The sequence below is a fragment of the Amycolatopsis sp. TNS106 genome (assembly GCF_019330265.1).
In the GTDB taxonomy this organism is placed as follows: Bacteria; Actinomycetota; Actinomycetes; order Mycobacteriales; family Pseudonocardiaceae; genus Amycolatopsis; species Amycolatopsis lurida.
Genome location: NZ_CP024972.1, coordinates 7,099,867 through 7,121,691 on the forward strand (window position 1 = coordinate 7,099,867; position 21,825 = coordinate 7,121,691).

Below are 21,825 nucleotides of genomic sequence, written 5' to 3' on the forward strand. Positions count from 1 at the left end.
ATGCGTCTCCTCGTCACCGGAGCGGCCGGATTCATCGGTTCCCACTTCGTCCGCCACTGGGTGCGCGAGCATCCGGACGACAGCGTCGTCGCGCTGGACGCGCTGACCTACGCGGGCACCGAAACCAACCTGGCCGACGTGCGCGAACGGATCACCTTCGTGCACGCCGACATCGCCGACGCCGAACAGGTGCTGCGCGAGCACGACATCGAGGTGATCGTCAACTTCGCCGCCGAGTCCCACAACAGTCTCGCGATCCTCGATCCGGGCCGGTTCTTCCGCACCAATGTGCTGGGGACACAGGCCCTCCTGGAGGCCGCTCGCCAGTCCGGTGTCGGACGCTTCCACCACATCTCCACCTGCGAGGTCTACGGGGATCTCGCGCTGGACGCCGAACAAGCCTTCACGGAAGAGTCGCCGTACCGGCCGCGTACGCCGTACAACGCCAGCAAGGCGGGTGCCGATCACGCCGTCCGCGCCTATCACGAGACCTTCGGGCTGCCGGTCACGATCACCAACTGCGCGAACAACTACGGCTCCCATCAGTTCCCGGAGAAGGTGCTGCCGCTGTTCACCACCCACGCGCTGGACCGCAGGCCGCTGCCCGTCTACGCCTCCAAGGACAACCGTCGCGAATGGATCCACGCCCTGGACCACGTCCGCGCCATCGAAGCGGTGCTCGACCGGGGCCGGATCGGCGAGACCTATCACGTGGGCACCGGAGACGAGGCCAGTGTCGGGCAGATCGCGAACCTGGTGCTGGAGGAACTCGGACTTCCCGCGTCGCTGCAACGGGAAGTGCCCGACCGGCCGGGCCACGACCGCCGCTACCTGCTGGACTCCACCAAGATCCGCCGCGAACTCGGCTGGAAACCCTTGGTGGGCTTCGAGGCCGGAATGCGTGAGACCGTCCGCTGGTACGCGGACAATCGTGACTGGTGGGAGCCGCTGCGCGACCGTTCCCCGGTGACCGAGGGCGTTTGGACCGGCTAGGCCTGCTCCTCTCGAGACGTGACGCCCGCCGCCGGACGCCAGGTCAGGTGTTCCGGACCGCCGCTTCCCGCGCCGGGCGGATCCGGCTCAGCTGCAGGAGGCTGAAGCCGAACAGCAGGACACCGAGCGGAACGTGAACCGCGGTGACGTGCGCCAGCCCGAGGAACACCTGTACCAGCGTGAGCCCGAGGAACACGGCCGACGGCAGGATCGGCTTGGGGGAGCCGCCGCCCGGGCGCCACACGAGGATCGCGGTGAGCACGTGCAGCGTCGCGACGATGAACAGCGTGTAGGACGTGGCGCTGTGCAGTGCCTGACCGCTCGGCACGGTCAGCAGGAGACCGGCGGAGATCGGGGTGAGGAAGACGGCCAGGGTCTGCACGGCGATCGCGACGCGCAACGGGGTCGGCATGGGAACTCCTTCGGGTGGAAGTGTCCCCACGTCGACGAGGGAGCCACCGGAAACGTGACAGTCGTGCGCGGGAAAGAGCCGACGGCTTGACATGCAGCCATGTGGCTGCCTAATCTGCAAAAGGCAGCCGCGAGGCTGCATATCAGGGAGTGCGGCAATGGACGAGGTCTTCAAGGCATTGGCGGACCCCAGCCGTCGCCGGTTGCTCGACGACCTGAACACCCGCAACGGGCAGACCCTGCGCGAGCTGTGCGCCGGGCTGGACATGGCGAGGCAGTCGGTCAGCAAGCATCTGGACGTCCTGGAGGCGGCCAATCTGGTGACCACGGTGCGTCGTGGCCGCGAGAAGTTCCACTACGTGAACGCGGAGCCGATCAACGCGATCGCCGAGCGCTGGATCGACCGCTACCACCAGGGCCGCGTCGACGCGCTCGCCGACCTCAAGAAGGCATTGGAGCAGGAACCCATGAGCACCGACGAATTCGTGTACACCAGCTACATCAGGACGACGCCGGAGCGGCTTTGGCGGGCGCTCACCGATCCGGTCTTCACCAAGCAGTACTGGGGTTGTGAGTTCACTTCGGACTGGAAGCCCGGGTCGGCGATGGCCTGGGAGCAGCTCGGCGTGAAGCTGGAGGACCCCGAACAGGTCATCCTCGAATCCGACCCGTACCGGCGGCTGTCCTACACGTGGCACACCTTCACGCCGGAGTTCGCGAAGTCGGTGGGCCTCGACGACGACGTGTCGGCGAAGCTGCAGGCCGAATCGCGGTCGAAGGTCACCTTCGATCTCGAGCCCGTCGGCGACACGGTGAAACTGACCGTGGTGCACGACGGTTTCGACCCGGGCAGCACCGCGCTGGAAATGGTCAAGGGCGGCTGGCCGTCGATCCTGTCGAGCCTCAAGACGTTGCTCGAGACCGGAGAGCCGCTGCCCGATCCCGCGTAACCGGGTCGACGTCGACGGGGTGATCGGGCACGATGCGCAGCGTGCCCCTGGAGATCGCCTGCGACGAGTCCGGGTCCGAGGGCGAGAAACTGATCGGCGGGCAGACCGGCGTGTTCGCGCACGCGGGGGTCCGGCTGAGCCTCGACGAGGCCGCCGCCTGCCTGGTCGAACTGCGGCGAAGGATTCGTTCGCCGGCGGTCGAGTACAAGGCGAACCATCTTCTCCGGACGAAGCACCGGCGGGTCCTCGAATGGTTCCTCGGGCCGCTCGGCCCGGTCCACGGGCGAGCGCACGTGTACCTCGTGGACAAGAAGCGGCTGCTGGCGAACGAACTGCGCGCGCTCGCCGGTCCCGGCCTCCGGCCGGACGACGAACTCCTGGCCGCGTTCAACGACGTGCTGCGGGCCAGGAATCGCCGGGATCCGGCGACGGGGTCGTTCTTCGCGATGGCCGGGGACACCGCGGAATTGAGGGCGAAGGTCGCCGAGGCGCGTGACGCCAAGGCCCTCGATCCGCTGGTGCCCGCGATCCTCCGCGCCGTCGAATACTGGAGCGCGGGCGGGGAGCAGGTGTTTCTCGTCCACGACGAACAACCGTCGCTCAAAGGGGACCGGCTCGCCAGGATCGAAGCGAGTCCCGGATTGGCCGGGGTGAAGTTCGTGGATTCACGGACCGATCCGCGGGTGCAGGCCGCCGATTTCCTGGTGGGTGCCGCCCGCCGGATCGCCGAGGACGAATTGAACGGGAACGGCGACCGGATCTTGACCGGATTGCTCGCGCCGTATGTCGATTCGGCGTCCCTCTGGTACTGATTCACTCCATGGCGCACCGAATCGCTCGGGTGGACGGTTGCCCGGTGCGGTCGCGGGCTGGAAACGTCGGAACGGATCCGACACCGGCCCGGGAGGCACTCGCAGATGCAGGCTTTCACCTTGCCCGAGTTCTACGTGCCGCATCCGGCCAGGATGAATCCGCACCTCGAAGCGGCGCGGGCGCACAGTATGGCCTGGGCGAGGCGAATGGGGATGCTCGATTCACCGTCGCCGTCCGGCGATGTCGTCTGGACCGAACAGGCACTGGCGAAAATGGACTACGCGCTGCTCTGCGCGCATACCCATCCGGACTGTGACGGGCCGTCCCTCGATCTGGTCACGGACTGGTACGTCTGGGTGTTCTTCTTCGACGACGATTTCCTCGCGCAATTCAAGTACACCCGGGACACCGAAGGCGCGAAGGCTTATCTGGACCGCCTGGAAATGTTCATGACCGGCCCGGGGGAAACGTCGCCGGCGCCGGGGAATCCCGCCGAAGCCGGGCTGGAGGATCTTTGGGCGCGCACCATTCCCTCGATGTCGGAGGCATGGCGACGGCGTTTCGTCACCAGTACGCACAATCTGATGGTCGAATCGCTCTGGGAACTGGACAACATCGACCGCGGCCGGATCGCGAACCCGATCGAATACGTCCAGATGCGTCGGCGGGTCGGCGGTGCGCCGTGGTCGGCGAACCTCATCGAGTACGCCGTCGGCGCCGAGGTGCCGGACCGGATCGCGGCGACCAGGCCGATGGAGGTCCTGCGCGACACGTTCGCCGACGCCGTCCACCTTCGCAACGATCTCTTTTCCTACCAACGAGAAGTGCGCGAGGAGGGGGAGAACTCCAACGCGGTCCTCGTCTTGGAGAAATTCCTCGATTGCCCGACGCAGGAGGCCGCCGATCTCACCAACGCCCTGCTGACCTCGCGGCTGCAGCAGTTCGAGAACACCGCGCTCGTCGAGGTTCCCGCGCTGCTGGCCGAACGCGACGTCTCGCTGTCCGAGCAGATCGCGGTCGGTCTTTACGTCAAGGGTCTGCAGGATTGGCAGTCCGGCGGGCACGAATGGCACATCCGGTCGAGCCGGTACATGAACGAGGGCGCGGCCTCCGGTGGCCATGGGCTGGGCCTCGTCCAGCGGGTGCGGCAGCAGGCACCGCCGCCGTTCGCGAAGGTCGGGCAGCTGCCCCTGCCGGAATTCCGCATGCCGTACCCCGTGCGCACCAGCCCCCACCTCGCCGCCGCCCGCGAGTACGCGCCGGGCTGGGCACGGGAGATGGGGATGTTCGAGGAAGGCGGGATCTGGGACGAGCGCCGCATGCGCGGCATCGACCTGCCGCACTGCGCCGCGATGATCCACGCGGACTCGGATCTCGACCAGCTCAAGCTGTCCTCGGACTGGCTGACCTGGGGAACTTACGGCGACGACTACTTTCCGCTGGTCTTCGGGATGAGAAGGGACCCCGTCGCCGCGAAACTGTGCAGTGACCGTCTTTCCCTCTTCATGCCGCTCGACGGCGAGCCGATGCCGGAGCCGTCGAACCCGGTCGAGCGCGGGCTCGAGGACCTGTGGAACCGCACCGCCGGACCGCTGGCGCCACCCGCGCGGGCGGAGTTCCGGCAGGCGATCGAGAGGATGACGGCGAGCTGGGTCTGGGAGGTGGCGAACCAGGCGCAGAACCGGGTCCCCGACCCGGTCGACTACGTGGAGATGCGGCGGCGGACGTTCGGTTCGGACCTGACGAAGAGCCTCGCCCGGCTCCGGCTCGGCGAGGTCGTACCCCCGGAGATCTACCAGAACCGGGTGCTGTTCGAACTCGACACCGCGGCACAGGACTACGCGGCTTTCTCCAATGATCTCTTCTCCTATCAGAAGGAGGTCGAGTACGAGGGCGAGGTGCACAACCTCGTCTATGTCGTCGAGCGTTTCCTGGACGTCGGCCGGATCGAGGCCCGTGACATCGCGGCCCGGCTGATGAACGCGCGGATGGACCAGTTCGAGCAGCTCGCCGACGAGGGCCTGCCGCGGATGTGCGACGACCTCGAACTCGACGACGACGTCCGCGCGGTGCTGACCCGATACGCGGACAACATGAAGGACTGGATGGCCGGAATCCTGGAATGGCACCGGAAATGCGTGCGGTACACGCCGGAGGAGCTGGAGCGCCTCAGCACTCCCGCGCCGCCGCCGTCGTTCTCGCTCGTGCCGAGCGGGATCGGCATGTCGGCCTGGCGGATCGGGAGTGGGGCGCGGTAGGTGCTCACTGCGGCCATGGCCCGTGGTGTGTCGCGAAAGCCACTTTCGCGACGTTGGGTGTCTCGAAAGTGGCTTTCGCGACGTTGGTGGGGGTCTGTTGGTGGTGGGTGTGTTGTGAAAGCCGCTTTCGCAACCTTGAGCGTTGCGAAAGCGGCTTTCGCAACACGTGGGCCTGGCGCCAGCCCGCCCGCCGCTGTCGGGGTGTGTCGCGAAAGCCACTTTCGCGACATGCGATCCCGGCGCCAGCCGCCCCGCCGCTGCCGAAGTGCGCCCCGAAAGTGGCTCGCGGCAAGAAAACCCAAAGCGCACCAGGGGGTGAGGGGGCCTTTCCCGGCCATCCGATGCGGGAAAAGCCCCTCGCCCAGGCCTAGAACGCGGTGAGGACGATCCGCGCGGTCCGCGGGTCCCCGTCGTGCACCAGCGACTCGAAGTGCCCGACGTCGTCGAAGGCGAATCCGTACGCCTTCCCGTCGACCATCTGCTCGTGCACGATCCGCGAGTAGTGGTCGGTCACGGACTGCTTGTAGAACTGGCTCGCGTCATAGGTCGGCTGCGTGTGCAGGGTGCCGAGGGTCGAGCGGTGCAGCGCCGCGCACAGCGTCCGCGCGATCGGGCCGACGACCTGGTCGTTCGGCGCGTGCAGCCGTCCGTCGCAGTTGAAGACGTCGCGAGTGCTCGGCTTGGTGAACGACGCGACCGTGGCGCCCGAGGTGTCGGTGAAGCGCAGGACGTCGTCCCCGCCGGTCCGGCCGGTGAACTTCTTGCCGGGTTCGGCCTCGAACGGGACCACGGTCAGCGGTGTCGACTTGTAGGCGTTCCAAGCGCTCGTGACGTAGCCGTCGAGGTAGGTCCCGCTGAACTTGCCGGTGTCGAGACCCTTGCCCGGCGCGAGGACCCGCAACCGGTCGCGTACCAGGTTCGAGAAACCGGACTGTCCTTGGACGGCGTTGAAGATGGCTTCGCGGCCGCCCGCCTTGAGCCGTCCGGCCTCCTTGTTCGTCCCGGCCCCGTTGGTGAGCCCGACGGCGTGCGGCACGCTGAACATGTCGACCTGCGAGCTGTTGATGAACAGCCCGCCGTTGTCGTAGGTGAATTCGCTCCAGTCGAACAGGATGTCCCGGTTCGGGTCGCCGTCGGCCCACGGTGCCGGCTGCACCAGCCCGTCCGGGGTGAGGAAGAACTTGATCTTCTGCCCGAACGACAGGTAGACGCGGCCCGAGAGCATCCGCGGGATCCGCAGCGTGGTCGAGCCGCCGTTGCCGGGGCCCGCGATCGAGACGTCCGGCGCGGGGCTCGGCGGGTTCGCGCCCGGCGGCCACGGGGTGAAGGTGCCGCCGGCGTCGACGTAGCCGAGTTTCCCGGTGTTGAGGTTCGTGCCGAGCACGTAGAGGTGGACCGCGTCGGAGCGGTTCGAATTGTTGGTGACGGTCAGCGGCAGCGGATCGGGACCGGCCGCGACCGCGGTGGGTGCCGAGAGGGCCGATACTCCGGTGACCAGGGGGAGGGCGACCGTCAACGCGGTCAAGACGCGCCGGATCTTCTTGCGGATGCGCACAGTTCACTCCTCGGCGGAATCCCGCCGCGGAGCGTGGACGCGCCGCGGCGGTGCTTGCGGATGTCGGCCGGGGGCGCGTTCCCGGCCTGGGCGTGACCTTGGCGAGGGGTCTCAGCACGGGAAGTTACGTCGCCGGACGCGGAGATGTCCAGACCACTGGTGGGAATCTGTCCGATTTTCCGCCTGGCCGGACAATTTGTCGCGGGCGGTTTAGCCGATTGAGACGGCCGGAATCGTCGACTACCGTGGGCTGGGTTCCGTCCTGGACCCCGGCGGCCGGGTTTTCTCATCCGTGGGGAGCGGGACATGAGCGACGAGTTTCCGATGCGAAGAACCGGCGGCGGAGAGACGTGGGTTTCCCCCGCCTCCTGGGACGGCCTCGCCAAAGCCGCGGTGGACGGCGAGCCGAACGCCATGGACGACCTCATGGCCGCCCTCGTGCCGTGGGCGCGGCAGTACGCCGAAACCCGCCTCGGCGGCCATGAGCTGACTTATCTCGAACCGGCCGACGTGGCACAGGAGATCTGCCTCGCGGTCTTCGTCGCGATCCCCGGATACGGCAGGCGCGGCGGCTCCTTCCTCTTCCTCCTGCGCGCCATCGCGGCGAACAAGGTCGCCGACGTCTTCCGGAAGGCCGCGCGGAGCAGGCAGGTGCTGACCGGCGAGCTCCCCGAACGTCCGGCGGGGGCCGCGGAGGAACCCGAGCAACGTGCCCTGCGGACCGATCTCGGCCGACGGCTCGGCAGGTTGATGCGGACGCTGCCGACCTCGCACCGGGAGGTGCTGGGAATGCGGGTGATCGGTGAGCTGACGTCGAACGAGACCGCGGCGGCGCTCGGGACGACGTCGTCCCGGGTGCGGGTGACCAAACACCGCGCGATCAGCAGGCTGCGCGCCTGCGCTCAGCGCCAGGACGCCTTGAGCTGAATACGGATCAACAGCCGGACAAACGGATTCTCCCGTTTGGCACGGGTTTCGAGAATGCGAACGCACATGGCCCCTCCAGAGCTCGCCGACGAGTGCCGTTGCCGGGGGCCGGGGACAAGCGGTCTCGGATTCCACCCTAGGCGTGGACCGGAGAACCGGAACCGGCCGAACGGACCATTGAGCGCGAGCGATTCGTCACCGGAACAGGGAAGAATGGTCCCGCCATGGAGATTCGACGGCATGATCGCGCCGCTTCGGTCTGGGCGAAGATGTGTTTTCTCGCTTCGGCGACCGATTCACCGATCTCGATCGAACACGCCTGCGTCATTTGCGGTGAGGTCCTCGACGCGGCGGGTGTCGGGCTCGCGCTCATCGGCGGCGGAGGTCTCGCCGAGCCGGTCTTCGCCACCGACGAACGCAGTCGCGAATTGGAGGATCTGCAATTCACCTTGGGCGAAGGTCCCGCGGTCGAGGTGGCGCGCGGCGGTATGCTCGTCGTGGTAACCGATGTGACCAGTTCGGAGGCATCACTCCGATGGCCGATATTCACGCCGGAGGCGATTGACCGGAGCGTGAAATCGATCATCGCGGTGCCGATTCAGGCCGGTGCGATCAAGGTGGGCGTTGTCGACTGTTATCGCGAATTCGCCGGGGCCCCGTCAAGGGAGAGCCGGGCGCAAGCACTCGTCTGCGCCGAAGCGGTGATCGCCATCGCCATCGCGGAGGCCGCCGGCGGGCCAGGACCGGCCGGAATGATCGATCGAGCATTCGACGGCAGGCGCGACCGGGTGCATCAGGCCGCGGGCATGGTGTCGGTCCAGCTCGGCATCGGGCTCGGGGACGCGCTCGCGCGTTTGCGTGCCCACGCCTACGCCAACGACCGGAAGCTCGACGAGGTGGCCACGGACGTGGTGCTTCGCCGGGTCACCCTCCGGCCCGAGCCCTGACGGACGTGAGCCCAAGGAGACAGCAGAGACGATGACCGACCTGACGGCCGGCTTACGCGAGACCTTCGTCCAGTTGGCGGACACCCTCGTCGACGACTTCGACCTCGTCGAGTTCCTCGATCTGTTCGCGTGCAGATGCGTCGAACTGCTCGGTGTCGGCACCGCCGGCCTGCTGCTCGCCGACGCGCGCGGCGCCCTCACGATGGTCGCCGCGTCCGATGAAAAGACCCGCCTGCTCGAATTGTTCCAGCTGCGGAACTCGGAGGGGCCGGGCCTGGACTGCCACCGGAGCGCCGAGCCGGTGGTCTGCCCGGATCTGGCGCGCGCGGGCGAAGGCTGGCCCAAGTTCTCCCGAGAGGCGGAAAACGCCGGATTCCGTTCCGTGTACGCCTTGCCGATGCGGCTTCGTGAAGACGTGATCGGTGCGCTGAACCTTTTCGACTCCCGCCCCGCGTCGCTCGATGACGACGGCTTGTGTTTGGCGCGAGCGCTCGCGGACATCGCCACGATCGGCATCCTGCATCACCGGACTTGGCAGCGGCAGGAGATCGTCACCGCGCAGCTCCAGACCGCGTTGAACAGCAGGGTGCGCATCGAGCAGGCGAAAGGCGTGCTCGCCGAACGGCTCCGGGTTTCGGTGGACGACGCGTTCGGCGTACTGCGCGCCTACGCGCGGAGCAACAATCGCAAGATCCTTTCCGTGGCGAACGGGATTGTCGACCGCAAGGTGGAAATCCCACGCTGAACGATACCGATTCGGCGCTTGTCCGCCCTTCGGCGATACCTAGACTGGCTGGGTGTTTTCCTTGGAGCAGCTGGTGAGTTTCGTCGCGGTGGCCGAGGAACTGCACTACGGCCGGGCGGCGGAGCGGCTCTCGATGACCCAGCCGCCGTTGAGCAGGCGAATCCAGTTGCTGGAGCGCGAACTGGGGGTCGAGCTTTTCGACCGGACGCACCGCGCGGTCCGGATGACCCCGGCCGGCCGGGTTTTCCTCGCCGAGGCGAGAAAGATCCTTCGTTCGGCGCAAGAGGCGACGCTGTACGCCCGGCGGGCGAAGAAGGGCGAGGCCGGGGTCGTCTCGCTCGGTTTCACCGCCACGGCGGCGTATTCCTCTCTCGAACGCGTCATCGCCGTGGCGAACGCCGAAGTGCCCGGTGTCGATCTGGTGCTCCGGGAGTTGGTGACGGCGGCGCAGGTGGAGGAGCTGCTGGCGGGTGGGATCGACCTCGGCCTGATCCGGCCGCCGGTCGCGGGAGCCGACGTGGTGACCCTGCCGCTGTGGCGGGAGCGGCTGCTGGCGGCGTTGCCGTCGGCGCATCCTTTGGCGCGGCGCAAGAAGAATCCCGATGTCCGCGACTTCGACGGCGAGCCGTTCATCATGTACTCGCCGTCGGAGGGCCGTTACTTCCACGACCTGGTCGTGGCGGTGTTCCGCTCCGCCCGGGTGCTGCCGGAGTACACGCAATATCCCTGTCAGGTGCATACGGTGCTCGCCTTGGTGAAGGCGGAACTCGGGGTCGCGCTGGTCCCGGCCGCGGCCGCCGTGCTGCGCTTCGAGGGAGTGGTGCTCCGTCCGGTGGACGGGGTCGAGAACCGCCCGGTCGAACTCGAACTGATGTGGCGGCGGAGCAACGACAATCCGGCGCTCGGCGCGTTGCTCGCCGCCGTCGGCAACCAGGTGCGACGAGCTCGTCAGTCCACTGTGGACTGAGTGGGCCAGGCGTCGCCCCATTCGGCGTCACGGGCCGCGCGGTAGGCCGTGCCGTGCCGTTTGGTGACGATCGTTTCGGTGAGCCCGGCTCCGGCGCAGAGCGAGAGGCCGACCATGCCCTTGCGTTTGACCGGATGCCGCAGGATACGGGCTTCGGCGCGTTCCGGTGCCGTGCGCGAAGCGACGACGTAGGAGAATTTCTCGTCCTCGAAGCCGAGCGTCGCGGACTTGAGCTGGCGGTGCAGGCCGGTGCGCGGGAGCCGCGCGGAGAAATGGCACCAGTCCTTGCCACGCGGGATCGGGCACGCGCCCTCGTGCGGACAGGGCGCGACCAGGGAGAGCCCGAGTCCGACGAGCTGATCCCGCGCTTCGACGATCCGTTCGTAACCCGCGGGGGTGCCGGGCTCGATCAGGACGAGCGTCCCGGCCTTCGCCGACAGCCAGCGGACGGCGTCGGACCGGCGGGCTTCGGGCAGTTCGCCGAGGACATAGGAGAGGGTCACCAGATCGGCCTCCGGCGCGGGCGCGGCCGGGTCGATCAGGCCACGTCGCCAGGTCGAACCCCGGACGGCCTTGTCCCCGGCCTTCCCCGCGAGCCGCCGTCCCAGCGCGATCGCGCCCGGGACCTGTTCGACGACGGTGCTCTCCTCCAGCGACGGCCACACGTCGGCCGCCGCCCAGATCGCGGCACCGGTCCCGCCCCCGACGTCGATCTGCGTCCGCGGAGCGAACCCGGGAGCGCGGAGGGCGGCTTCGGCGAGAACGGCGTGTACGGCCGCGTACGTGGCGGGCATCCGGTAGCCCGCGTACGCCGCGATGTCGACCTCGGAAGAGAGGATGGGCGCGCTCGCGGGGTTGTTCTCGCGGTAGCGCGTGCTGAGCCGCTCGACGGATTGCGTCAGCCTGTTCTGCGGGTACTTGCCCAGCTCTTCGTCGAGGGCGGAGCGGAGGGTTTCGGGGAGTGAGGCCACGAGGGCTCATTCTCTCATGGGTCCTTGACCTGCGGTTTTCCGGCTGCTCGAATATCCGCGGAAGAAAGTTCGGGGACCGTGTCGAAACCGGGTAAGCCCGATCGACGCGTAGATGTGGCAGGGACGAGCCCCGCCGGGAACGGAGACGCGAGATGCGGTTCATGGTGATCGTCAAGAGCGACGAGAAGAGCGACGTGGCCGGTGCGCAGCCGAGCGCCGAGGACCTTCAGGAGATGGGGAAGTTCAACGAGGAGCTGGTGAAGGCCGGCGTCATGCTCGCGGGTGAGGGCCTGCTCCCCAGTTCCGAGGGTTTCCGCATCCAGTACTCCGGCGCCACCGAGGCCAGGGTCGTCGACGGGCCGTTCGCCGAGAGCAAGGAGCTCATCGCGGGTTTCTGGATCCTGCAGGTCAAGGACAGGGCCGAGGTCATCGAATGGATGAAGCGCGCGCCGTTCCGCGAGGGCGAGATCGAGATCCGCCGGATCGCGGAGATGGAGGACTTCGACAACGCGACCCCCGAGATCGTCGAGCACGAGCAGCGGCTGCGGGAGCAGGCCGAGGCGAACTAGTGGTTGCGGTCGTCGCGCCGACGATGTTGATTGGTCGGCGTGACGGCAACAGCAGACCCCCGTTCGGCGATCGACGCGGTGTGGCGGATCGAATCGGCCCGCCTCATCGCCGGCCTCGCGCGGATGACGCGCGATGTCGGACTCGCGGAGGAACTGGCGCAGGACGCGCTGGTCGCCGCGCTCGAACAGTGGCCTGAGTCGGGCGTCCCGAGGAACCCGGGCGCCTGGCTCATGACCACGGCGAAACGCCGCGCCGTCGACACCTTCCGGCGCAACGAGCGGTATGAGAAGAAGCTCGGCGAGATCGGCCGCGAGCTGGAGTTCGAGGAGGATCCCGACTTCACCGCGGCTCTCGACGACCACATCGAGGACGATCTGCTGCGGCTGGTGTTCACCGCCTGTCACCCGGTGCTCTCCACCGAGGCCAGGGTGGCGCTGACGCTGAAGATGATCGGCGGGCTCCAGACGCACGAGATCGCGCGGGCGTTCCTCGCCAAGGAGACCGCCATCGCGCAGCGGATCGTCCGGGCGAAGAAGACGCTCGGCGACGCCAAGGTGCCGTTCGAGGTGCCCGAGGGGGAAGACAGGGTCGCACGCCTGTCCTCGGTGCTCGAAGTCATCTACCTGATCTTCAACGAGGGCTATTCGGCGACGGCGGGCGAAGACTGGATGCGGCCGGCGTTATGCGAAGAGGCGCTGCGGCTCGGCCGGATCCTGGCCGGGCTGATGCCCAAGGAACCCGAGGTGCACGGCCTCGTCGCGTTGATGGAGATCCAGGCGTCACGTTCCGCCGCGCGAGTCGGGCCGAGCGGCGAACCCGTGCTGTTGATGGATCAGGACCGGACGAAATGGAACCGGCTCCTGATCGGCCGCGGTCTCGCCGCGCTGGAACTCGCCGAGTCGCTCGCGGACGGCGCTTTCGGCGTCTACGCGGCACAGGCCGCCATCGCCGCTTGTCACGCACGGGCGCGAACGGGCGACGAGACCGACTGGGCCCGCATCGCCGTCCTGTACGAAGGGCTCGGGAAGCTGAACCCGTCACCGGTGATCGAGCTGAACCGGGCCGTGGCGCTGTCGATGGCCGTCGGGCCGGAGGCGGGGCTCGAGGTCGTCGACAAGCTGGTGTCCGAGCCCGCGCTGAAGTCGTATCACCTGCTGCCGAGTGTGCGCGGCGACTTCCTCTCGAAGCTCGGCCGTCTCGATGAGGCTCGCGCCGAGTTCGAGCGCGCTGCCGAGATGACCGGGAACGACCGCGAGCGCACCCTGCTGCTGAACCGGGCCGCCGAATGCCGCAATTAGTCACCTACTTGCGCCGGATACCGGCCGGTACGCGCGGGATCGAACGCAAGTAGGTGACTAATTGCGAAGGAACGCGTCAGGCGGGGGTCGGGCGCAGGGTGCTCAGCGCCCGGTGCTGCCCCAGCCGGACGGCCTGCACGGAGCAGCCGAGCGCCAGCGCGGTGTCGTCGGCGGAAAGCCCGACGAGCGTCCGCAGCACCATGATCTCGCGCTGCTGGCCCGGCAGCCCCGATAGCGGGTTCGGCAGCTCGGCGGTGGTCCGGTGGAAGTCGTCCACCAGGCCGTGTGTGACGTCGTAGGCGAACCTGAGGAGCGCGGGAGCGCCGGCCGCCCCGGCGAAGATCTCGCGGCAGCTGTCCTTCGCGATCGCGTCGGCGATGTCGTAGGTACCCGAACGGCGGCCGATCCGCGCCCGGCAGTAGCGCACGACCAGGACGCGGATGGCGTCGACGAGTTTCGAAGCCGTCTCCATCCGCCCGTCGGCCTCCTCCGGCCGCCGTGAACCGTGTCCTCGCATCGGCTCCCTCTCCCACCTTTCAGATGAGCACGGCGGAGGGGGAGGGAGGTACGGTGTTTTTGCCGACACCGGGCACGGCTCAGGCCTCGATGAAGACGATCCGCTCGGGCTCGATCGTCAGGTTCACGGTCTGCCGCTTCACGCTCACCAGCGTCTCGAACTCCGTGGCGTGCCCGTCCGGGACGGTGAACAGGCGGTCGTTGCGGGAGTCGAGGAAATCGGAGAAGCCGCTCAGCGAGACCCCGCCGCTCTCGTCGAGCGCGAGGTAGTCGACGAGCCTGCGGAAGAGTTTCGGCAGGATCACCAGTTCGTCGGCCAGTTGCCGCCGCGACGAGAGCTTGAACCCGGAGTTCGTGACGTCCTGCGGCCACAGCCCGAGCCCGTTCTGACGCGCTTTGACCGCCGCATCGGCCAAGGCTTCACGCAGATCGGGGTAAAGCAGTGAATAGAACGTCGGGTAGACGAGCCCGTCCGCGACCTGCCGGTAGTTCGCGGAGTTCTTCAGCGTTTTGACGTCGAGATGGACCTTGGAAAGGTCGGCCGACCGTCCCGGCCGTTGTCCGGGAAAGGCGAAGGCCACCGCCCGTCCGTATTTGTCGGCGAATCGCGTCAGTATGTGACCCGGTACCTTGATCGGCGTCGACGAAGTGACCGTTCCCCGTTCATCGCGTTCGACCTTCTTGAAGCCGAGTGCCTTCAGCAGGTTGGCCGCGGCGGCGTCCGCGAATTCCGCGGGCTGATGCCACATCCCGCCGGTTCCCCTGGCTTGGTAATGAGTTTCGAGCGCGTCGATCGCGTCGAGCCGCAGCTGCATGCCGCCCCGCGAATTGAGCCGGACCTTCAGGCCCGCCTTCTTGGTCGCCTGTGGATCCTCGGGATAGAACCGGACCGAATCGCCGTCCGGTGAGGCTCCGACGAGCTGGAACGTACCTTTGATCAGCGTCATGGGCATGAGGACAACGGTAGTTCCCATTCCGGTGAACGAACCTGGTGTTCATCCATCCAGCCCAATGGCCGGTAAAGATAGGGTGACCATTGTGGACATTCTCGGCGACCTTCAAAAGGGTTGGCGCGGAATGATCATTTCGTGGATGCTGGTGGAATGACCGACTTCTCCTATCGCTGGCGTGACCCGGTCACCGACGACGAGATGTCCGATCTCGTCCGTTCGCACGGCGGGGAGCCCGTACCCGGTTGGTGGAACGGCATCCGGCGGCACAGCCTGGGCTGGGTCACCGCCCGCGACGTCGCCGGAACACTGGTCGGCTTCGTGAACGTCGCCTGGGACGGCGGCGCTCACGCCTTCCTGCTCGACACGAAGACCCGCGGGACCCATCAGCACCGGGGCGTCGGCACGGCTGTCGTCCGGCTGGCCGTGCTCCACGCGCGGGCGGCGGGCTGCGAATGGCTGCACGTCGACTTCGTGCCGGAACTGGGTCCGTTCTACTTCGGCGCCTGCGGTTTCCGGCCGACCGAAGCGGGCCTGATCCGGCTCAACGACCAGGGATCATGAAGTCGAGCACCGTCGCCTGCAGCAACGCGATACCCCCGACCACGGCGGTCAGCACGACCGACCACAGGAAGGTCTGCCGCAGCAGCGCGCCCTCCTGTCCGGACCGCCCGATCGCGGTGGCGCCGATGGACAGGTTCTGCGGCGAGATCATCTTGCCCATCACGCCGCCGGAGGTGTTGGTCGCCCCGGCGAGGATCGGGTCGACGTGCAGCTGCTGAGCCGAAATCACCTGCATCGGCCCGAAGAGACTGTTCGTCGACGCGTCCGATCCGGTGAGGAAGACGCCCAGCCAGCCGATGTAGGCGGAGAACAACGGGAACAGGACCCCGGTGGTCGCCAGTGCGAGACCGAGAGTCTGCGTCGCACCCGAGTAGTTCATGACGAACGCGATCGCGAGGATCATGAAGATCGTCGCCAGCGCCCAGCGCATCTGGTGCAGCGTCCGGCGGTAGGTCGCCAGCAGCAGCCGCGGTTTCGCGCCCATCAGGAAACCCGCCGCGATCGCCGCGATCAGGGCCACCGTTCCCGGCGAATAAAGGAAATCGACGGTCAGCGTCGCCGCGTACGGGGTGTCCTTCGGCGTGATCGGCGCGTGCTGGACGACCTCTTTGTGCAGCCCCGGCCACGCGAACACCCAGTCGGCCTTGTGCAGCAGCTTCGTCAGGTCCAGCCATTCGGGCAGGTTCTTGAAGATCGTGCCGATCCGGGACAGGAAGATCGCCGCGATCAGGACGATGTACGGCGCCCACGCGTACAGCGTGCCGCGTCCGGCTTTCGCCGCGCCGAGGCTCGCCCCGGCCCGCACCGGTTCTTCGCCGTCGAAACGCCAGATCGCCGGCGGCTGCCAGAACCGCGTCAAGATCCACAGCGAGGCCATCGCGGCGAGCGCGGCGGCGACGTCGACGAGGCTCGGGCTGATGAAGTTCGAGGTGACGAACTGCATGACCGCGAACGACAGCCCGGCCGTCAGCACGGCGGGCCAGACCTCGATCATCCGTTTCCAGCCCGCGAGGACGACGATCAGGAATCCGGGGACGATCAGTGCCAGCACCGGGAGCTGGCGGCCGACCATCGACGAGAACAGTTCCGTCGCCTGCTCCTGTTTCATGTCGAGGATCGGCGCGGTCAGCCTGCCCAGCACGATCAGCGGATTGCCGAGTCCGCCGAACGCGACCGGCGCGGTGTTCGCCAGCAACGCGAGCACGACCGCCTTCACCGGCGGGAAACCGAGCGCGGCCATCATCGCCGCGGTGATCGCGATCGGTGAACCACCGCCCGCGATCCCTTCCAGCAGCGCGCCGAAACCGAACGCGATCAGCAGCGCCTGGAGGCGGCGGTCCTCACTGAACCCGGCGAGGACCGCCTTGATGTCGTCGAAGCGTCCCGTCGCGACGGTGACATTGTGGAAGTACACGGCGTGGAACGCGATCCAGGCCACCGACCACACCCCGAACACCAGCCCCATGGCCGCGGAATCGAAGGCGAGCCCGGCGGGCATGCGGTACAGCAGTACCGCGACCAGCAGCGCGGTGATCAGCGCCAGCGCCGCCGAGAGATGCGCGGATCTGCGCAGGACTCCCAGCGTCACCAGCAGCACGACGATCGGCAGCGCAGCCAGCGCGGCGGACACCCACAGCCCGCCCGCCGGCTGGTAGTCCTGGATCCAGCCCACATCAGCCCCGTTGCGCGCGGACGTAACCCAGCCGGAGCGACAGCGCGGCCGCGGTGCCCGCCACCGTCGCGCCCAGTTCCTCGGTGCGGCGGAGCACCCGGCCGGCGGGGCCCGCGATGCTGATCGCCGCGATCGGCCGTCCGGTGTGGTCGCGGACGGCCGCGGCCACGCAGCCCACGTCCGGCTCGTTCTCGACGTCGTCCACGGCCCAGCCGCGACGGCTGGTCCTGGCCAGGTCGTCGAGGAGCCGGGCCGGATCGTTGATCGTCTTGAGCGTGAGACTGTCGAGTTTCATCCGGCGGATGCGTTCGACGCGGTCCTGTTCGGGCAGTGCCGCCAGCCACGCCTTGCCCAGTGACGTCGCGTGCTGCGGACGCCGGGTGCCGAGGCGGCAGGCCAGGGTGACGGCGTTGGCACTGCGTTCGGTGGCGACGTAGACCATCGTGTCGTTGTCGGGGACGGCGAGATACGTCGTCTCGCCGCTGCGTTCGGCGAGCGAGGCGAGATAGCGCGGCGCGCAGCGGTGGAGGTCGGTCGCCGCCATCGCGCGGGCGCCGAGTTCGACCAGCCGGGTGCCGAGCCGCACGCGGCCGGTGGCACGATCGGCTTCGAGATATTCGAGGTTCTTGAGGGTGCCGACGATGCGGTACGCGGCGCTCCGGGAGAGACCCAGAGCTCGTGCGATCGCGTTGGTGGAAATCTCCTGGTTCTGACCGACATGCTCGAGAACCGCGAGCCCGCGCTCGAGTGTGCCACTGGAATCCAGGCCGCGTGGTGTGCCCACTTCGCCCCTCCGTTGGACCGGGGTACCGATGGCCGGCACCTGTTTCCGTTAAGCGGATTCGGACGTTAACAGTTCACCCGATCCTTGGGAAGGTTTCTTAACGAACTGGCGACCGGACAAGTTTTCCCTGCTCGGAGGCTTCTGGTCAAGATCACCGGTTTGGACCAATCCGTTCGGCTGATCGGAATCGGTGTATGACTTCAAAGGTCATTCTTTTGTTCACGGATATGAACGAACCCCCGCCGGAAAATCGCGGCGAGGGTTCGGTGCGAAGTGCGTTTCTAACGCACAGACAGATTCGCGACCGCTCGGACGACGGCGGTGCAGCGGTCTTCGACGTAGGCCAAACCGCCTTCTTCGGCGATCCGGCGGGACTCGGCGGAGACGATGCCCTGCTGGAGCCAGAGCGCCTTCGCGCCGATCGCGACGGCCTGTTCGGCGATCGGCGGGGTGTCCTCGGCCGGCCTGAAGACGTCGACAAGGTCGACGGGCTCCGGGATGTCGGTGAGCGAGCGATAGACCTTCTCGCCCAGCAGCTCGTCGGCCGAGGGGTGGACGGGGATGATCCGGAACCCGTGTGCCTGCAGCACGGCGGCGACCCCGTGCGAAGCCTTGGCCGGGTCACGGCTCAGCCCCACGACGGCGATCGTCTTCGAGCCGGCGAGGATCTCGGTGGCGCGATCGGTCATACCGGTTTCAACGACGACGGGTGGCCCCGCATTCCTGTAGAGGTCCGTCACGCGTGGCAGCTTTAGAGCTTCCAGAGCCGCAGGCCCCGCACGCGGTACACCGGCCAGACGACGTGCCAGGCGCGGCGGCGCAGGAAGACCGCGGAGCAGGTGAGGACGCTGCGCGCGGACGTCGTCGCGACGTCGTGGCGGTCCGGCCAGCTCGCGCCGTGCCGACCGGCCGCGATCCGGAAGACGTTGACCAGGCCGCGGCCCTGCAGATCGAATTTCGCCCCCGTGTCACCGGAATCCGGGGCCAGGGAGGCGATCTCCTGGCCGAACGCGGTCGCGGGCGCGGGCCCCGCGTCGGCGGGGAGGTCACCGACGGTCGCCGAGACCGCCTTGCCGTAGAGGCGGCGGGTGTAGCGCTGGAGCAGCAGCCGCTCCCACAGCGGCAGGACACGGCGGTGCTTCAGCAGCGCCGAACACTCCGCGTGTCCGATAGCGAAGATGTCGGTCAGCTCGTCGTAGGCGTTGTGCGCGGTGGGCTCGTTGAGGTGCACCCGTACCTCGTAGCGGATGCGCGCGGTGAGCTCGTCGAGCTCTTCGCGACGGTCGATCCTGGCCTTCGCCCGTGAGAGCGCCCAATCGGACATGGGAGCAGGCTAGGTGATGATCGGGGTCGTGCGAGACCCTTTCGGCCTAATCAGTACGGCGGCGGCCAGGACTCGGCCCGACCCCGTGCGTACCGGCCAGTGGAACGGGCGTCTTGTGCGGGCCCAGGCGACGGGGCAGAGTTCGGCTGTCGGAAGGAGCCCATGGACGCCAGCACGCTGCAGGAGGCCGCGGCCGCGCTGCTCAGCGCGTACGAGACCGGCAAGCCGATCGCGCCCCTCATCGAGACGTATCCCGCCGCGACCCTGGAGGACGCGTACCGCATTCAGCAGCGGCTCGTCCGCCACTGGGCCGAACGCGGCGACGAGGTGCGCGGGCACAAGGTCGGTCTCGCGTCCGCCGCCATGCAGCGGCAGATGGGCGTCGATCAGCCCGACTACGGCCATCTGACCGCCTCGATGTTCCACCTCGAACACCAGGCGATCCCGATCGGCGGTTTCCTCCAGCCGAGGATCGAGCCGGAGATCGCGTTCGTGCTCGGCTCGCGGCTGCGCGGCCCCGGCGTCACGGTGGCGGACGCGCTGCGGGCGGTGGACTTCGTCGTCCCGGCGCTGGAGATCGTCGATTCCCGTATCCAGGACTGGAAGATCAGCATCGTCGACACGATCGCGGACAACGCGTCCTCGGGCGGGGTCGTCCTCGGCAGCAGGCCGACCGCGATCGGCGACATCGACCTGCGGCTCGTGGGTTGTGTCCTGCACCAGAACGGCGAGATCGCGGCGACCGGCGCGGGCGGCGCGGTGCTCGGCTCGCCGGTGAACGCGCTGGTGTGGCTCGCGAACACGGTCGGGCCGCTCGGCGTCGCGCTCGAACCGGGGCACGTCGTGCTGCCGGGTTCGATGACGCGGGCGATCCCGGTGAGTCCGGGCGACACCGTGGTCGCGACGATGGCGGGGCTCGGCAGTGTCACCGCGAAGTTCTCCGGGGAGGAACGGCCGTGAGCCTTGGTGTGCGGGAGGCGGCGGAAGCGCTGCTGTCCGGGGAAGAACGCGAACCGCTGACCGACGCCTGGCCGGATCTGGACGTCGATACCGCCTATGCGATCCAGGACGAGGCGCTGCGGCTTCGGCGGGCACGCGGCGAGACGGTGATCGGCGTCAAGCTGGGCCTGACCTCGCGGGTGATGCAGCGGCGGATGGGGATCGACTCGCCGTTGCTCGCGTGGCTGACCGACGCGATGGTGCTGCCTGCCGGCGTCCCCGTGCCGTCGCTGATCCACCCGCGGGCGGAACCCGAGCTGGTCTTCGTATTGGGCGACCGGCTCGCGGGCCCCGGTGTCACCGCGGCGACCGCGATGGCGGCGGTGGACCGGGTCCACGGCGGCATCGAGATCGTCGACAGCCGCTACCGTGACTACCGGGGCAAGCTCCCGGACGCCGTGGCGGACAACGGTTTCTCGGCGTATTTCACGTTGGGTCCGGTCGGCATCGAACCGTCTGCAGTGGACCTTTCGCTGGAGGCGGCGCTTTTGGAGGTCGACGGTGCCATCGTCGACACCGCCACCGGTGCGGCCGTGCAGGGACATCCGGCGGAAGCGCTGGCGCTGGCGGCCAACACCCTCGGTGCCCGAGGGCTCGCGCTGGAGCCCGGCTGGATCGTGCTCACCGGCGGGATGACCGACGCGGTCGACGTGCGCCCGGGTTCACGGGTGGCGGCGCATTTCTCGCATCTGGGTTCGATCACGCTCGCCGGGTCTTGACGTCGGCGCGGTCGGCCGTCCGGACCAGACCACGCGTCAGCCGGGGCCAGATCGCGCGCGGGAGATCGTGTCCCATCCCGGGGACGATGTCCACTTCGGACTCCCGCAGGGCGCGGGCCGTCGCATGGCCGCCGGAAACGTGCACGAGCGGATCCTTCGAACCGTGCACGACCAGTGCGGGCACTTCGAGTTTCCGCAACGCGCGGAAGCGATCCCGGCTGGAAACGATCGCCGCCAGCTGCCGCGCGGTCCCGCCGGGATTGACGCCGCGGTCGAACGACCGCTCCGCGCGTTCACGCATCCTGGCCTCGTCGAAGGGGTAACCGGGCGACCCGATGACGCGGAAGGTGCGCACCAGCGAATCGACGTACTCCTCGCGGCCGCGAGGAGGCGCCGAAAGCAGCATCGCCATCGCCTTGGCGCTCGGCCGCCCGACGAACCGGTTGCCGGTGGTCGACATGATCGAAGTCAGCGATCGCACCCGCGACGGATACTCGATGGCCAGCGTCTGCGCGACCATCCCGCCCATCGACGCGCCCACGACGTGCGCGCTCTCGACACCGAGCGCGGTCAGCAGCCCGGCGGCGTCACCCGCCATGTCCGCCAGGGAGTACGGCGCCGTGCGGAGGGCGTACGCGAGCGGCAGGTTCGCCCGGCCGGACATCCGGCTGGACCGGCCGGCGTCCCGGTTGTCGTAACGGATGACGTAGAACCCCTCGGCCGCGAGGTCCTCGCAGAGTTCGTCGTCCCACCAGATCATCTGCGACGCCAAACCCATGATCATCAGCAACGGCCTGCCGTCCGACGGACCGAACGTCTCGTGGCACAGCTGGATGCCGTTCACTTCGGCGATCTTCTCCGGCATCAGGACAGTGTGACCGGCCAAGGCGAA

General features: G+C 68.1%; 23 protein-coding genes. 13 read left to right on the plus strand and 10 right to left on the minus strand.

The genetic code is table 11. The features are described 5' to 3' along the window. Entirely contained in the window at positions 1–993 is a 993-nt protein-coding gene (gene rfbB, locus CVV72_RS32715) for a dTDP-glucose 4,6-dehydratase (protein WP_219147750.1), read from the plus strand. Positions 994–1,036: 43 nt separating this feature from the next. Here rfbB and CVV72_RS32720 read toward each other — a convergent pair whose 3' ends face one another. Beyond that, positions 1,037–1,405, minus strand: a complete 369-nt coding sequence (locus CVV72_RS32720; RefSeq protein ID WP_219147751.1) for a hypothetical protein — start codon at positions 1,403–1,405, stop codon at positions 1,037–1,039. A 157-nt stretch (positions 1,406–1,562) separates the two neighbouring features. On the opposite strand from CVV72_RS32720, the gene CVV72_RS32725 reads away from it, so the two are divergent. The 3 genes from CVV72_RS32725 to CVV72_RS32735 all read left to right on the plus strand — a co-directional run bounded on the left by CVV72_RS32725 (position 1,563) and on the right by CVV72_RS32735 (position 5,425). After that, positions 1,563–2,354: a metalloregulator ArsR/SmtB family transcription factor gene (locus CVV72_RS32725; RefSeq protein ID WP_219147753.1), complete on the plus strand. Its 792-nt coding sequence runs from the start codon at positions 1,563–1,565 to the stop codon at positions 2,352–2,354. 32 nt (positions 2,355–2,386) lie between these two features. Next, positions 2,387–3,166, plus strand: a complete 780-nt coding sequence (locus CVV72_RS32730) for a DUF3800 domain-containing protein (protein WP_219147754.1) — start codon at positions 2,387–2,389, stop codon at positions 3,164–3,166. Positions 3,167–3,271: 105 nt separating this feature from the next. After that, positions 3,272–5,425, plus strand: coding sequence for a germacradienol/geosmin synthase (locus CVV72_RS32735; protein ID WP_219147756.1), 2,154 nt, complete (start codon positions 3,272–3,274; stop codon positions 5,423–5,425). A 367-nt stretch (positions 5,426–5,792) separates the two neighbouring features. On the opposite strand, the gene CVV72_RS32740 is transcribed toward CVV72_RS32735, so the two are convergent. Further along, on the minus strand, positions 5,793–6,980 hold the full coding sequence (locus CVV72_RS32740; RefSeq protein ID WP_219147758.1) for a glycoside hydrolase family 64 protein: 1,188 nt from the start codon (positions 6,978–6,980) through the stop codon (positions 5,793–5,795). A 306-nt stretch (positions 6,981–7,286) separates the two neighbouring features. Here CVV72_RS32740 and CVV72_RS32745 point away from each other — a divergent pair, with 306 nt between their 5' ends. The 4 genes from CVV72_RS32745 to CVV72_RS32760 all read left to right on the plus strand — a co-directional run bounded on the left by CVV72_RS32745 (position 7,287) and on the right by CVV72_RS32760 (position 10,566). Beyond that, positions 7,287–7,907 carry a sigma-70 family RNA polymerase sigma factor gene (locus tag CVV72_RS32745; RefSeq protein ID WP_219147759.1) on the plus strand — a complete coding sequence of 207 codons (621 nt, stop codon included), beginning with the start codon at positions 7,287–7,289 and terminating at the stop codon, positions 7,905–7,907. Between the two features lie 224 nt (positions 7,908–8,131). Further along, complete coding sequence (locus CVV72_RS32750) at positions 8,132–8,854, plus strand: GAF and ANTAR domain-containing protein (RefSeq protein ID WP_219147761.1); 723 nt, start codon at positions 8,132–8,134, stop codon at positions 8,852–8,854. 31 nt (positions 8,855–8,885) lie between these two features. Beyond that, on the plus strand, positions 8,886–9,599 hold the full coding sequence (locus CVV72_RS32755; protein WP_219147762.1) for a GAF and ANTAR domain-containing protein: 714 nt from the start codon (positions 8,886–8,888) through the stop codon (positions 9,597–9,599). Between the two features lie 52 nt (positions 9,600–9,651). Then, positions 9,652–10,566: a LysR family transcriptional regulator gene (locus CVV72_RS32760; RefSeq protein WP_219147763.1), complete on the plus strand. Its 915-nt coding sequence runs from the start codon at positions 9,652–9,654 to the stop codon at positions 10,564–10,566. Here the strand turns inward: CVV72_RS32760 and CVV72_RS32765 are convergent. After that, positions 10,548–11,537, minus strand: coding sequence for a small ribosomal subunit Rsm22 family protein (locus CVV72_RS32765; protein WP_219147765.1), 990 nt, complete (start codon positions 11,535–11,537; stop codon positions 10,548–10,550). The genes CVV72_RS32760 and CVV72_RS32765 overlap by 19 nt on opposite strands. 152 nt (positions 11,538–11,689) lie before the next feature. On the opposite strand from CVV72_RS32765, the gene CVV72_RS32770 reads away from it, so the two are divergent. Both CVV72_RS32770 and CVV72_RS32775 read left to right on the plus strand, forming a co-directional pair. Next, positions 11,690–12,106: a YciI family protein gene (locus CVV72_RS32770; protein WP_219147766.1), complete on the plus strand. Its 417-nt coding sequence runs from the start codon at positions 11,690–11,692 to the stop codon at positions 12,104–12,106. 30 nt (positions 12,107–12,136) lie between these two features. Further along, positions 12,137–13,405 carry an RNA polymerase sigma factor gene (locus tag CVV72_RS32775; protein ID WP_219147768.1) on the plus strand — a complete coding sequence of 423 codons (1,269 nt, stop codon included), beginning with the start codon at positions 12,137–12,139 and terminating at the stop codon, positions 13,403–13,405. 76 nt (positions 13,406–13,481) lie between these two features. Here CVV72_RS32775 and CVV72_RS32780 read toward each other — a convergent pair whose 3' ends face one another. Next, on the minus strand, positions 13,482–13,877 hold the full coding sequence (locus tag CVV72_RS32780; RefSeq protein ID WP_219147770.1) for a sigma factor-like helix-turn-helix DNA-binding protein: 396 nt from the start codon (positions 13,875–13,877) through the stop codon (positions 13,482–13,484). Positions 13,878–14,001: 124 nt separating this feature from the next. Next, positions 14,002–14,874: a nuclease gene (locus CVV72_RS32785; RefSeq protein WP_219147772.1), complete on the minus strand. Its 873-nt coding sequence runs from the start codon at positions 14,872–14,874 to the stop codon at positions 14,002–14,004. A gap of 150 nt (positions 14,875–15,024) precedes the next feature. On the opposite strand from CVV72_RS32785, the gene CVV72_RS32790 reads away from it, so the two are divergent. Next, complete coding sequence (locus CVV72_RS32790) at positions 15,025–15,435, plus strand: GNAT family N-acetyltransferase (protein ID WP_219147773.1); 411 nt, start codon at positions 15,025–15,027, stop codon at positions 15,433–15,435. On the opposite strand, the gene CVV72_RS32795 is transcribed toward CVV72_RS32790, so the two are convergent. From CVV72_RS32795 to CVV72_RS32810, 4 genes are all read right to left on the minus strand, one after another. After that, the gene (locus CVV72_RS32795) at positions 15,416–17,107 is read right to left on the minus strand and encodes an L-lactate permease (protein WP_219147775.1); all 1,692 of its coding nucleotides are present in this window, start codon (positions 17,105–17,107) and stop codon (positions 15,416–15,418) included. The genes CVV72_RS32790 and CVV72_RS32795 overlap by 20 nt on opposite strands. Position 17,108: 1 nt before the next feature. Further along, positions 17,109–17,891: an IclR family transcriptional regulator gene (locus tag CVV72_RS32800; RefSeq protein ID WP_219147776.1), complete on the minus strand. Its 783-nt coding sequence runs from the start codon at positions 17,889–17,891 to the stop codon at positions 17,109–17,111. Between the two features lie 281 nt (positions 17,892–18,172). Beyond that, positions 18,173–18,580 (minus strand): CoA-binding protein, encoded by a 408-nt coding sequence (locus tag CVV72_RS32805; RefSeq protein WP_219147777.1) that lies wholly within the window; start codon positions 18,578–18,580, stop codon positions 18,173–18,175. A 62-nt stretch (positions 18,581–18,642) separates the two neighbouring features. Continuing rightward, complete coding sequence (locus tag CVV72_RS32810) at positions 18,643–19,215, minus strand: hypothetical protein (protein WP_219147778.1); 573 nt, start codon at positions 19,213–19,215, stop codon at positions 18,643–18,645. Positions 19,216–19,377: 162 nt separating this feature from the next. Here CVV72_RS32810 and CVV72_RS32815 point away from each other — a divergent pair, with 162 nt between their 5' ends. Continuing rightward, a complete protein-coding gene (locus CVV72_RS32815; RefSeq protein WP_219147779.1) occupies positions 19,378–20,175 on the plus strand; it encodes a 2-keto-4-pentenoate hydratase in 798 nt (265 codons plus the stop codon). Next, the gene (locus tag CVV72_RS32820) at positions 20,172–20,933 is read left to right on the plus strand and encodes a 2-keto-4-pentenoate hydratase (RefSeq protein ID WP_219147780.1); all 762 of its coding nucleotides are present in this window, start codon (positions 20,172–20,174) and stop codon (positions 20,931–20,933) included. Before CVV72_RS32815 ends, CVV72_RS32820 begins: the two co-directional genes overlap by 4 nt. Here CVV72_RS32820 and CVV72_RS32825 read toward each other — a convergent pair. Continuing rightward, on the minus strand, positions 20,914–21,798 hold the full coding sequence (locus CVV72_RS32825) for an alpha/beta fold hydrolase (protein ID WP_219147781.1): 885 nt from the start codon (positions 21,796–21,798) through the stop codon (positions 20,914–20,916). The genes CVV72_RS32820 and CVV72_RS32825 overlap by 20 nt on opposite strands. Positions 21,799–21,825 lie beyond the last annotated feature (27 nt).